Source organism: Leisingera sp. CC-HEC093, from assembly GCF_059429195.1.
In genome coordinates, this window is record NZ_JCAIJR010000002.1 from 1 (window position 1) to 13,008 (window position 13,008).

Consider the following 13,008-nt stretch of genomic DNA (forward strand, 5'->3'; position numbering starts at 1 on the left):
CGCAGGAAATTCGCGGGAAACTCAAAACCACCGGCCCTTTAAAACAGTGTAGGGCCAGTTACACTTCCCGCAAGAAATTCGCGGAAAACTCAGATGCAACCGTCTTTAGACGCAGGTGATGCGGGGTTTTAGCGGCTTCATGGCCCGGGCCGGGCCTGCGCCATTCAATCCAATCCCCTGATCCCCCCAGCCGGACACTCCCGGCGTAACGTTAATTTTATCAAGCCCGCCCTCAGAAGGGAAGTCCGGAATGCAAGCCCTGCCGGAGCGGGCCTGCCGGTCCGCAGACGCCAAGGCTTTTCCGGGCACCGCTGCGGCCCGCCGCAAACGGCTCTGGCAGGCCGGAGACAGATTATTGCATGGAGCTTTGGCTTATTGGACCCTGGGACATATATATAGGCATATGCCGCAAGTTTTGAGGCCAGTTAACAAGTTGCGAGGCCAGTTAAAGTGAATAGTCTAGGATCGGGCCAGGCACGCGCCCCCGAATTTGAATCTTTCGACCTTGTATATGAAAACCCGTCCGACAACGGCTTGAATCTGCGGGAAATTGCAGCCCTCATGTGGCGGGGCAAGCTCGCGATCCTGGGTTGCGGGCTGATCGGAATGCTGATCGGCGCCGTCATCGTGGCCCGTCAGGAACCGGTCTACACCGCCTCCACCAGCATCCTGTTCGAACCCGAGCAGGTCCAGATCGTCGATCTTTCGAATGTTCTGACCAAACCGGAAAACGGAACCACGATCGGCAACCAGATTGAGATCCTGAACTCGACCACCTTGCTTGAACAGGTGGTCAAACAGCTTGAGCTTGTCACGCTGAATGAGGACGGCACAGTCACCGCGCCCCCCGATGAGGCACCGCAAACCGGCATGGCGCTGGCCAAGGAAACCGTCAAAGGCGCGCTGGTGGCGCTCGGGCTGTCCGCCGCTCCGCCGCCGGTTGCGCCGGTGCCGCTGACAGCCGAGGAGCAGTATGCCAAGGGCACCCGCACTGCAATCGACACCCTGCGCGCCAGCATGGATATTTTTCAGGTCAATGGATCGGGTGTGATCGAGATCGCCTACTCCTCCCGCGATCCCGCGCAATCCGCCAGGATCGTGAACACGATCAGCGACGAGTATATTTCCTTCCTGAAAGACTCGAAAAACCGGGATGTCGTCACGGTGGTCGAGCTGGTCGACGAACGCATCAAGGAGTTGAAGAAAAACGTCGCCTCCTCAGAGGAAGACCTGGAAACCGCCCGCCTGGAGCTGGCCAACCGGCAGGCCCAGAGCTCGCAGATGACAAGTGTCCAGCTGACGGCCCTGAACCAGGAGCTCGCCTCCATCCGCCTGCGCATCGCGGAATCCCGGGCCCGCCGGGACCGGGCCAAGCAGGCTCTGGCCGCCGAGGAGAACCTCTGGACGGTCACCGAGTTCCGGGAATCCGCACTGATCGCGGAGTTCCGGCGGCGCGAGATCAGCATCCGCGAGAACATGGCCGGCGACAATGCCATCGCGGGCGGCAGCGCGATGCGGAACAACATGCGCAACTCGGCCCTGCTGGAGCAGCTTTACGAGAGCATCCGCGAGGAGGCCGGCTATATCGTGGCCGCGCTCGAGTTCGAGGTGGAATCGCTCGAACAGCGCGAAACCCAGCTCCAAGGCATGGTGCGCACGCTCGAGGTGACGGCAATCGAGCAGACGGCGGACGAGCTTGCCATCGAACGGCTGGAGCGGGAGGTCCTGTCCAACCAGACGCTGCTGCAGACCTTTGTCACCCGGCAGAAGGAAATCACCGAACAGGCCAACCTGCAATCGGCGGACGCCCGTATCCTGTCAACCGCCGACGCGCCCGCGACCCCCGATTACGAGGTGAGCGCCCGCACCATGATGGCGGCGGTCGGCGGCGGCTTGTTCCTGGGCTTTCTGTGGCTTCTGATCCGCGAGCACACCAGCCAGGTCATCAGGGAGCCGCGCGATCTGGCCGACGTCTCGCAGCTGCCGGTGCTGAACTCGATCCCGATGACCGGCATGCGGCGCAACCTGAAGACGCTCGGCAGAAAATTCATGGCGCGCCCCAAGAGCCTGCTGTCAGAGAGCATCCGCAACCTGCGCACAAGCATCCTCTACAGCGACCCGGCCCGCGAGCCGAAGGTGGTGATGTTCACCTCCTCCATTCCCGGAGAGGGCAAAAGCTCGCTGTCCTTCCTGACCGGCCTGGCCAGCCAGGGCACCGGCCGCAGGACCATCCTGGTGTGCTGCGATTTCCGGGATGACAGCAATGCCATCGTCTACTCCAGGTTCCCGGGGGTCACCGAACAGCACAAGCGCCAGTGGACCGTCTCCTTACTGCGGCGCAGCCGCCTGCTGCGGGACATGCGCCCCGGATTGGCCAGCTATCTGCGCAAGGAGTGCACACTCGCGCAAGCGCTGACCAGAGAGCCGGCCTCGGGCCTGGATATCCTCGCCCTCTCCCGGTCAGAAAAGCTTTGCGAAAGCCCGGCCGACATTCTGTCATCCGAACGGTTCACTGCAGTCATCGAGCAGCTGCGCGAAGAATACGACCTGGTGATCCTCGACACCCCGCCGACCCTGGCGGTGACCGACGCCCGGCTCTTGGCCAGACTGTCGGATACGGTCATCTACCTGGTGCGCTGGAACCACACCAGCAAGAACGCCGTGCGCGAAGGGCTGCGCGAGCTGCGCTCGATGAATGCGCATGTCTCGGGATGCGTCTTCACGCTGGTGTCGCAGTCGCAGGCCAGGAAATACACCGACAACGAATTCACCTACAAACGCCGCTACGGCAGCTATTTCAGCTAGGATGCGCGGCGGTCTTTCTGGCCGCGAGGTCCTCTCCAAGAGCACTATTGCATTGCTCTGCGGCCGGCGCCGCCGGGGCAGAAGCACGGCGACCACAAGAGGCGGGATTGTGATTGCGGGCGCCTCAGCTGCATAAGTCCGTTCACGGCGCCAGCCCGTGAGCATGATGAAAGCGCGCGAACTCCGGCCGCGGCACATCACAAGCTTGACAAAACCATTATGAATGCGATGCTCACGATTGTATCAGGCGAACCGTTTATGGATAGAAATATCACTTTCATAGTGCCATTCAGGTCTCGAGAGACCTGCACAGATTGGCTGGCTACGTCGCGCGCCTGCATTGGCACTCTCCGCTCGCTTCAAAATCAAACACTGCGTTCCTGGCGATGCATTATTGTCTGCCACGAGCCGCCGCATGGTCTTCCAGCCGACGACAGAATTACGACCTTGTCGGTTGATCTGCCAATTCCGGACACACAGCGGGGCTACAAATTAGACAAAGGCAATAAGATCTCCCTGGGGTTGGAAAAATACAAATCCAATCCGAGCTTTCTTTACATGAGCTTGGATGCCGATGACCGTGTCCATCGAAAATTATGCGAGCACGTAAAAGAAAGCGCATGCGACCGTTTCATCGTGAATAACGGTTTCGTGTACAACGGATCGCTTCTGGTCAGACACCACAAGACTACATTCGACAGGCTATGTGGAAGTGTAATTATCTCCAATCTTGATGACTTGTTGGGAGGTTTTGCCCCAATTATGAACGGTCATCAAAACGCGAGAATCGTCCTTGGTCAGCGTGATCTCGACTATCAGTTCATTCCCTTTCCTGCCGCCGTCAAGAACATCGCCTATGGCGGCAATCTAACCGGGACACAGTTTGTATTCGGTGGCTCGCTGCAAAGAGCCGTAAGAAAGATGTTGATGCTTCGACCTGCGACTCCAAAACTGAAGAAAAGCTTTGCGCTGGATTCAAACCCCTGAGACAACCGGAAAACGGACTTCTCCTTTCTGAAGAAATCGGGTTTGTGGCGTGCATTCGGCTTTGATGCTGTAACCGCCCCCCGCAGGCCTCCATCGCCACCAGGCAGGGCGGCAACTTGGCGAAGAATTCAAGCATCTGGGCCCTTCTGAGCTTCTTGCGTAAAACAGCATTACCATTGCTGTCTGTACCATGGACCTGGACCACATTCTTCGCCAGATCCAGTCCGACCGTGATTATCTCCGACATGACCGCCTCCCAATATGGATTGTTGCGATCCCACCTTGGCACGCCGATGCCGTCGGGGGCGGTTACAGCGTCAAAGCCCGTGCATTCTGGCGGACAAGTAGTAATAGCCCGTTGTCCCTCACTAGGTTACAGAGACCGAAAAGTTACATCCCAAGGTCCCTTCGCCTGTCTCCAGCATTGCCTTTTCATATGAGTGCGCCAAATCCCACATGGTAGCACGCGAAACGCGTAGTTTTTTTGCCTCTTTACCTTCGATCGGTTGAGAACGCGCGCTCATGCAGAAAGAGTGCGAACATAGGGATGTACATCTATGGCGAGACTTTACGAGAGCCGCAAGCGCATCTTGATCACGGGCGGCGCCGGCTTCATTGGCTCCCACTTGATTGACAGCCTGCTGGACCAAGGACACGAAGTTCTTTGTGTGGACAACCTCTTCACAGGCACAAAGAGGAATATAGAAAAGTTTCACAATCATCGCCGGTTTGAGTTCCTGCGCCACGATGTGACCTTTCCCCTTTATGTTGAAGTGGACGAGATTTATAACTTGGCTTGCCCAGCCTCGCCTATTCACTATCAGCATGATCCAGTGCAGACAACCAAAACGTCCGTGCATGGAGCGATCAACATGCTTGGATTAGCCAAACGCCTTAACTGCAAGATTTTGCAGGCATCGACAAGCGAAATCTACGGTGATCCTGAGGTTCACCCGCAGAAAGAAGATTATTGGGGAAACGTAAACCCCATAGGGCCTCGGTCCTGCTATGATGAGGGAAAACGTTGTGCAGAAACCCTATTCTTTGATTACCATAGGCAAAAAGGACTTGCTGTCAAAGTTGCCAGAATTTTTAACACCTATGGGCCGAGAATGCATCATTGCGACGGCCGTGTGGTATCAAATTTTATTGTACAGGCTCTTCTTGGCAAACCAATAACGATTTACGGTGATGGAAGCCAGTCAAGATCGTTCTGTTATGTTAGTGACCTCGTGGATGGCCTCCTCCGTTTGATGGATAGCGAGGAAAGTGTTACCGGCCCTATTAACTTGGGAAACCCGAGTGAATTTACCATCCGGGAACTGGCGGAAAAGACAGTCATGCAAACCGCCTCCAGTTCACAAATAATAGAACAAGCGCTTCCATTGGACGACCCCAAACGGCGTAGACCGAACATCAGTGCCGCCAAAGAACAATTGGGGTGGGAACCAAAAATTCCACTCGACAAAGGGCTCCGCTGGACAATCGAACATTTTGAGCGAACACTGCCTGAATTCTTTCCCACCTGATCTTCGGAAGCTACGGCATTTTGGTTCAGAGTTGCAAAAGCCGGTTGCCCTCAGCACATGCCCTCTGGACTTTTGCGCGCCGCGAACCGCTGGGAGCGCCGCCTGGAGGAAAAATCCTTGATTGATGTTGCCAGGGGTGAGCTAACTTGACGGTATCCTTGAAACATTCTCCCAGCAACCAGCTGGTGTCGGTTCCAATGACAAAAAAAATAACTATCGTTACAGTGGTGTATCTGGAGGAGCTCAGAAACCTCAGATTGCAAGCCCAATCCGTGGCTGCGTTTTTTGAGCCCGGCGACCTGTCCGCAATTCATATCATCATCAATGACCGGCAGCAGCAGGAATGCGTCCGCCAGGTCCGCGAGGCGCTGCCTCTGTACGGGGATCTGGCGGACCGCGTCCGGATTTCCGTGCCGGAGGACATCATCTCGGATCGGGGCGGCGGGGCGGCAGGCGCCCTGAAGCGCGCCGTGGTCCACAACCGGGACAGAATCCCGTTCCGGGTCAAAGCCGGGTGGCGCGGCAATAACGGCTGGCTCATGCAGCAGGCCTTCAAGCTCTGCGCCGCCAGGCTTGTGCCGGACGGTTTTGTCCTGATCCTCGATGCCAAGAACTTCTTTGTCCGCAAGGCGGGCCGGTCCGATTTCATCTCCGCAGAGGGCAAGGCGCTCAGCTTCCTCGAAATGCCCGGCAAGGCGCAGCGGACGTGGATGGAGAATTCCTTCCGCGTCTTTGGAATTCCCGCGCCTTCCGATCAGACGCCCATTCCGCCAAGCACAACACCCTATTGCGTCCGGGCAGATGTTCTAAGGGGCTGTCTGACCGAGGCCGAAGAAAAGTTTGGACCCGTTCAAGTGTATTTCGGGCACAAGCCGCTCGCCCGTAGATCGGGGTGCAAGGCGTCGGAGTTCATGCTGATTTACGCCTATGTCACACGTCACCACGGCGCTTGGCAGAACCTGTTCGATGAGGGGCTGCAACCTGCGGCCGGCATCAACAGGAACATGGATGACGAAACGGTCGACAGCATGATCACGATGGTCGAGAACAGGTCCAGGAGCGTCTTCTCAATTCACAGCGCACGTGTGAACAGCCTGCGGCCGGATCACCGGGCGCGGATCCGCAAGATCCTGGAGGCGCGCGGGCTTGCCGCAGGCGGGGCGTTCCTTTTCCGCCCGGAGCCTTGATACTTGCCCGCAGCGGAACAGTCTTAGTAGGGTCTCTGCCAATGCGGTTGTGATGCCGGGCGGAAAGGGTGTTTTGAATTGGGCGGCCCCGGCTGCCGCTGTTTGCGTTTAGAAGGATAAGAGTTCTTGGTGAGTTTCCGCGTCCACATGTTCGGACAGTCTTCCGGCCCCCTGCTTTCCGCCGCCCGCCGCCCGCTGATCCCCGGCCCCTCCGGCGGGGGCGCGGCATGAAGAGCCTGGGCACCGTTTTTTCCCTTTTGACGCCTGCAGAGCGCACGTCGGCAGCCAGGCTGCTGCCGCTGATCTGCCTGCGCGGTTTCGCGGAAGTGCTGAGCGTCGGCCTGATCTTTCCGTTCCTGCGGATCATCGGCAATCCGGGGCTGATTGAGGAGAACACGTATCTGTCGCGGGCCTATTCGGCCGGCGGCTTCGAGAGCGCGGACAGTTTCGCCATCGCCATCGGCGTGGTGTTCCTGCTGGTGCTGCTGGTGAGCGCCGGCATGAAGATACTGACGCTCTACCTGGTGAACCGCTGGCTGGAGATGCGCAAGCACAGCCTGTCGGCACGGCTCCTGGAAACCTATCTGCGGCAGCCCTATGAATTCATGCTGCAGCGCCACAGCAGCGAGCTGGTGTCGAACATGCTTGCCGAGACCGGGCGCGTGGTCGGCGACGTGTTCCGGTCCCTGTTCAACATCGCGCAATCGCTGGTGTCGATCATTCTGATGCTGGCCCTGCTGTTCTATGTCGACCCGGCGATCACGCTGCTGTCGCTTGCCATCTTCGGCGTCCTCTATTCCATTCTGTTCCTGACGGTGCGGCGGCTGACCAGCCGGTTCGGCCAGGTCATGTATGATGAAAACCGGGCCCGCTACCGGGTGGCCTGGGAAGCGCTGCGGGGCAGCAAGCTGGCCAAGCTGTTCAACCGGGAAAGATCGCTTATCGGCAGCTACCACCCGCATTCCGTCAAGTTCGCGGCCTACAGCGCCGCATCCGGCACGGTCCGCCAGGTGCCGCAGTTCATCATCGAGCTGTTTGCAATCGGGGGGATTGTCATCCTGACCCTTGCCCTGATGCGGCAGAACGGCGGGATCGGCAGCGCAGGCATGGCGGCGGTGCTGCCGGTGATCGGCGTCTTCGCCCTTGCCGTCTACCGCATGATGCCGGCTTTCCAGAAGGGCTACACGGCGGTTGTCGCCATCCGCCTGAGCGCCGTGGCCGCCGAGGCCATTCACCAGGATCTGGCCGACAGCTCCGGCCTGCAGGAGCTGCCCGGGTCGGAAATCGCCCCAATGCCGTTCGAAAAATCGATCGAACTGCGCAACGTCTCCTATACCTATCCCGGTGCCGCCGAACCCAGCCTGAAGAACATCAGCCTGACCATCCCCGCGGCAACCTCCTTTGGCATCGTCGGGCAGACCGGTGCCGGAAAGACGACCCTGCTGGACCTGCTTCTCGGCCTGATCGAGCCCACTGAAGGCGAAATGCTGATTGACGGGCAGAAGCTGGATCACAGCCGGATCCGCGCCTGGCGGGCCAATGCCGGCTATGTGCCGCAGGAAGTCTTCCTCTACGACACCGGGGTGGCCCAGAATATCGCCTTTGGCCTCCCCAGGGCCGAGGTCGACCACGCCCGCGTGCGCGCGGCGGCGCGGATGGCCCAGATCGACACCTTCATCCAGGAGGAACTGCCGGACGGCTACGAGACCTTCGTCGGCGAAAGCGGCGTGCGGCTCTCCGGCGGCCAGCGCCAGCGGATCTCCATTGCCCGGGCCCTCTACACCCAGCCCAAGGTCATCGCGTTCGACGAGGCGACAAGCGCGCTGGACAACAGCACCGAGACGCTGGTGATGGACCAGATCAGCGAGCTGGCCGGAGAACGGACGCTGATCATGGTGACGCACCGGCTGGCAACCGTGCAGAGCTGCGACACGGTGGTCACCCTGGAGGCCGGCCGGATCAGCGGGATCGGCTCTTACGAGGATCTGACGGATCAGGACGGCGGCGCCGGGACCCGCCGGGCCAATGGCCAGGCCCCTGGTCCGGACGCCGGGCCGGCCGCACCGGTCCCGCTCCAGGGTTAGGGGGCGCCGATGCAGTACCCGCTGACCATGGAACGCATCAGAAACTCACTCGAATACCGGATCTCCGCGCAGTCCTTTCAGCTGTTCGAAAGCAGCAAGCGGGTGCTCCACGGCCTGACCAGGGCGCAGCCCAGGGCCACGCTGTTCATCTTCGGCTGCCAGCGCAGCGGCACCACGCATCTGGAGCGCCTGTTCCGCGCCGACCCCCGCTCGGTGGTGTTCGGCGAATTCAGCGACCTGTCGATTGACCGGGACAAGACCGTCTGGCCGCCGCCGCCGGAGCTGCGCGCCCGGCTCAAGACCGCCCGCGGCCGCTTCGCCGTTGCCCGCTCGCTGCTGGCGTCGCACCGGGCGGCAGAGATCCTCGATGCCGTCGAGGGCGCGCGGGCGGTCTGGATGTTCCGGCGCGCGGATGAGGTGGTGGCGTCGATGATGCGCAAGTGGGATGGGGATTTCGAGGCGGTGTCCCGGCGCGTCGAGACCGATGCGGGCAATCACTGGGACCTCGAAGGCCTGTGGCAGGGCATCCATGCCTCGGCCGGTGAAATGAGCGCCGCAGAACCCGGCAGCGCCGCCCGCCAGCGGGATATCTACGCGCTCTACTGGCTGCGGCGGAATGAGGCGTATTTCGATCTCGGCCTCAGCAGGGATAGCCGGATCAGGCCGCTGGACTACCGCTCGCTGCTCGACAGGCCCGATGCTTGCACGGGGGCGCTGAGGCAATCGGTCGGGCTGGCGCGGCCCTGGCTGGCGTTCCCGCTCACGACCCGCCGGATCACCCCCCGGGTGCGCCAGCCGTCGTTCCTGACACCGCAGATCCAGCTGCTGTGCGATACGCTCTACGGCCGCCTGTGCAGCGCCGAGAGAGAGGGGCGGCGATGAGTCTGGCAATCGCGACCCAGAACCCGAATGCCGTTGCCGAGACCTATGTCCGGCAGCATATGCGCCTGATCCGGCCGGGGCAGACCGTCGGCATCGGCTTGGCCTGCCAGGAGCCGCCGCCGGCGGGCATCCCCTTCCATTGCGTGCGCGCCGGGGGCCCCTCCAGGCGCAACCGGCTCGGAACGCTGGCCAGGTTCCTGCGGACGGGCTACCGCGCTTCGCTGTCGCGGCGGGAGGAGGCCGGGCTCGGGGCCTTCCTGCAGGCCCATGGCGCCACCGCGGTGCTTGCGGAGTTCGGCACCACCGGCTGCGCGCTGCGCGTCTTCTGCCGCCAGGCCGGGCTTCCGCTGTTCGTCAATTTCCACGGTCATGATGCAACGGTCCTCGGGCGGCGGCGGGACATGCGGCTTGCCTACCGGATGCTGGCGCAGAGCGCCCAGGGCTTCTTTTGCGGGTCGCGCCATTTCGCAGGCGTGCTCGAAAGCATCGGCATTCCGGACCGCAAGATCACAGTCATCCCCTGCGGCATCGAAGCCGGCGAATTTTCGGCACACAGCCGCAAGGATCCCGGCTTGGTTCTTGCGGTAGGGCGGCTCACCCGGAAAAAGCGGCCCGACCTGGCCATCCGCGCCTTTGCCCGGGCGCGCCAGGAGCATCCGCCGCTGCGGCTCGAAATCATCGGCGACGGCCCCGAAAGGGAGGCCTGCCGCGCGGTGATCGGCGAACTGGGGCTTGAGGCCGCGGTCACGATGCTGGGCGCCTGCCCGCATGACGAGGTGAAGACGCGCCTGGCGCGGGCGGCGGTCTTCATCCAGCATTCGGTCACCGCAGACAACGGCGACCAGGAAAGCCAGGGGATTTCCCTGCTCGAGGCGATGGCATCGGGCGCCGCGGTGGCGGTCACCGACCACAACGGTTTTTCCGAAACCGTCATACAGGGGGAGACGGGGTTCCTGTCGCCGGAGAAAGATGTCGGGGCAATGGCCGCCGGCATTCTGCGGCTGGCCCGGGACCCGGCGCTGGCGCGCATGCTGGGGCAGGCCGGGCGGGCCCGGGTCGAAGAATATTTCGACGCGCACCGGCTGGCGCGGCAGCTCCGCCAAGCGATCTTCGGCGATGAAGCCCCCGCCGCATGCCCGCAGCCCGGGCCGCTGGAGGCCGGCATATGATCCGGGTCGCCTTTGGATCCGTGCCGAAAGACGGCGGCACCTTCACTTTATACCGCAACCTGCGGCCCGAGCTTCTGCGCCATGGCATCGACCTGCGCTGCGTGTCGGCCGGCCGCGATCAGGCTGAGATCACCGAGCCGCCGTTCATCGACGAGGGCTGCGTGCAGCTCGCGGCGGAGACCCGCAGCCTCAAACAGCAGGCGATGGCCTTCGCCCAATGGTGCGAAGACAGCGCGGTCGACATCGTGATCGGGGTCAATTCCCCTGCGATCCTCAGCGCCCTGCCGCATCTGCCGGAAAAGATCAGGGTGCTGTCGCGCTGCGCCAACGGCTTTGACGAAGGCTACCGGATGGCGCTGATGGGGCAGGAGCGCACCGCCCGCTTCATCGCCCTGGTGCCCCGGCTGCGGGATGAGCTCACCGGCCGCTGCGGCATCAGCCCCGAACGGATCGAGCTGATCCCGAACGGAACATCGGCCGCGCGGTTTGCAGCCGCCGCCGCACGTGCCCGCGGCACCGGCGGGACGCTGTCGCTCGGATTTCTCGGGCGGCTGGAGCACCGGCAGAAGGGCGTCATGCACCTGCCGCCGATTCTGGACCGGCTCGACGCGCTCGGCGTCCGCTACCGTCTCGACATCGCCGGGAAAGGGAAGCACGAGCCGGATCTGCGCGCGGCCCTGGGCAGCCGGACCGCCGATGGCCGGGTGCGCTTTGCCGGCGCATTGCTGCCCGGCGGAATTCCGGAGTTTCTCGCCCGCACCGACGTGTTCCTGTTCCCGTCGCATTTCGAGGGCTGCCCCAACGCGCTGCTGGAGGCGATGATGGCCGGCGCGGTGCCGGTCAGCTGGCGGCTGCCCGGGATCACCGATTACCTGCTGGAGGACGGGCGCACAGGCCTGCTGTGCAACACCGGCGACACAGAGGCCGCGGCCGCCGCAATCGCGGCCCTGGCCGGCGACCGCGCCCGGCTGGCCGGGATGAGCCGGGCAGTGGCGGCGGCGGCGCGGAACAGCTTCTCGCACACCGCCTGCGCAGCAGCGTACAAAACACTGTTCGAGACGGTCCTTGCCGAGGCACCGCCGGCCTGGACCCCGGTTCCCTGGCACCGGTTCGCGCCCGACCCGATGTTCCGCCCGCGCCTGATGGCGCAGCTGCTGCCGGACCGCTCCTACAAGGCCCTGCGCAGCATGGCAGCCAGGCTGCAAGGCCGGGGCAGGGGGCCTGCGGCGCCGTCGGCCGGGGCCGCGCCGGCCGACGCCCGGGCGGCGGGCACGATGCGGGTCCACCAGATCATCAACAGTATCGACCTGAAACGCGGCGGCGCCGAGCGCATGGCCCGGCTGCTCCACGGCGAGCTCCGCAAGGCGGGCGCCGATGCCCGGCTGGTGGCGCTTGAGGCCTGCAGCACCGATGGTCTCGACGGCGCCGTTTCGCTGGGGCTGGCAAGCCCCTACGATCCGCGGGCGCTGCTGCGCCTTGGCGCCTATGCGCGCGGGATTGCGCCCGGGGACATCGTTCATGTGCATCTCTTTCCCGCCAGCGCCCATGCCGCCCTGCTGGCCCAGGCCGGCCGCCTGCCCGGGCGGCTGATCTTCACCGAGCACAGCACCTCCAACCGCCGCCGCGGCCACGCCCTGGGCGGCCTGATCGACGACCGGGTCTACCGCGCCTTCGAGAAGGTCATCGCGGTCAGCGGCAGCGTCGAGGCAGAGCTGCTCGCCGCGCGCCCCTGGCTGGCCGGGCGCACCGCCGTGATCGCAAACGGCTGCCCGCTGGCATTTGCCCGGCTGCCGCAGCGCCCCGGCAGAGCGGGACCGCTGCGGATCGTGTCTGCCGGGCGGCTGACCCCGGCCAAGAACTATGCCGCCGCCCTGCGCGCGGTGGCGCGCCTGGGCCCCTTCGGCTGGCGCTATTCCATTGCCGGCGAAGGGAGCGAGCGCGCGGCGCTGGAGCGCCTGATTGCCGAACTGGGGATTGCCGATCACGTGGATCTGCTGGGCCATACGGAGGATGTGCCGGCCCTGCTTGCAGCGGCGGACATCTTCCTGATCCCCTCGGCGTGGGAGGGGTTCGGGCTGGCTGCCGTCGAAGCGATGAACGCCGGGCTGCCGGTTGTTGCCTCGGATGTGCCGGGCCTGCGCGAGACCGTCGGCCGCGACGGCGCGGCCGCGCTGCTGGTGCCGCCCGCGGATGCCGCGGGCATCGCCGCGGCGCTGCAGCGGCTGGCAGAGGATCCCGGGCTGCGCCGCCGCATGGGCGCGGCAGGGTTCGAGGCGGCGAAGAAATATGATACCGCCCGCTTTGCTGCGGCCCACAGAACACTTTATCAGAGCCTGAAAGCGAGGCCGGCCCATGTTGCATAAGG

General features: G+C 63.1%; 8 protein-coding genes and 1 pseudogene. 8 read left to right on the forward strand and 1 reads right to left on the reverse strand.

The genetic code is table 11. From position 1 onward, the window contains the following. Positions 1 to 534 precede the first annotated feature (534 nt). On the forward strand, positions 535 to 2,805 hold the full coding sequence (locus AC5STB_RS20130; RefSeq protein ID WP_495444643.1) for a GumC family protein: 2,271 nt from the start codon (positions 535 to 537) through the stop codon (positions 2,803 to 2,805). Between the two features lie 228 nt (positions 2,806 to 3,033). Further along, positions 3,034 to 3,792 carry a hypothetical protein gene (locus AC5STB_RS20135; RefSeq protein WP_495444765.1) on the forward strand — a complete coding sequence of 253 codons (759 nt, stop codon included), beginning with the start codon at positions 3,034 to 3,036 and terminating at the stop codon, positions 3,790 to 3,792. Positions 3,793 to 3,868: 76 nt separating this feature from the next. On the opposite strand, the pseudogene AC5STB_RS20140 reads toward AC5STB_RS20135, so the two are convergent. Beyond that, positions 3,869 to 4,039 (reverse strand): annotated as a pseudogene (locus tag AC5STB_RS20140) (IS110 family transposase); the annotation flags it as partial. A 310-nt stretch (positions 4,040 to 4,349) separates the two neighbouring features. Between AC5STB_RS20140 and AC5STB_RS20145 the strand changes: the two are divergent. From AC5STB_RS20145 to AC5STB_RS20170, 6 genes are all read left to right on the forward strand, one after another. After that, entirely contained in the window at positions 4,350 to 5,321 is a 972-nt protein-coding gene (locus AC5STB_RS20145; protein WP_495444644.1) for a UDP-glucuronic acid decarboxylase family protein, read from the forward strand. Between the two features lie 197 nt (positions 5,322 to 5,518). Beyond that, the gene (locus AC5STB_RS20150) at positions 5,519 to 6,508 is read left to right on the forward strand and encodes a DUF6492 family protein (protein ID WP_495444645.1); all 990 of its coding nucleotides are present in this window, start codon (positions 5,519 to 5,521) and stop codon (positions 6,506 to 6,508) included. Positions 6,509 to 6,735: 227 nt separating this feature from the next. Then, positions 6,736 to 8,592, forward strand: coding sequence for an ABC transporter ATP-binding protein (locus AC5STB_RS20155; protein WP_495444646.1), 1,857 nt, complete (start codon positions 6,736 to 6,738; stop codon positions 8,590 to 8,592). A 9-nt stretch (positions 8,593 to 8,601) separates the two neighbouring features. Next, positions 8,602 to 9,474: a sulfotransferase family protein gene (locus AC5STB_RS20160; RefSeq protein ID WP_495444647.1), complete on the forward strand. Its 873-nt coding sequence runs from the start codon at positions 8,602 to 8,604 to the stop codon at positions 9,472 to 9,474. Then, positions 9,471 to 10,643 (forward strand): glycosyltransferase family 4 protein, encoded by a 1,173-nt coding sequence (locus AC5STB_RS20165; RefSeq protein WP_495444648.1) that lies wholly within the window; start codon positions 9,471 to 9,473, stop codon positions 10,641 to 10,643. Before AC5STB_RS20160 ends, AC5STB_RS20165 begins: the two co-directional genes overlap by 4 nt. After that, a complete protein-coding gene (locus AC5STB_RS20170; RefSeq protein ID WP_495444649.1) occupies positions 10,640 to 13,006 on the forward strand; it encodes a glycosyltransferase family 4 protein in 2,367 nt (788 codons plus the stop codon). Before AC5STB_RS20165 ends, AC5STB_RS20170 begins: the two co-directional genes overlap by 4 nt. The last annotated feature ends 2 nt before the right edge of the window (positions 13,007 to 13,008 follow it).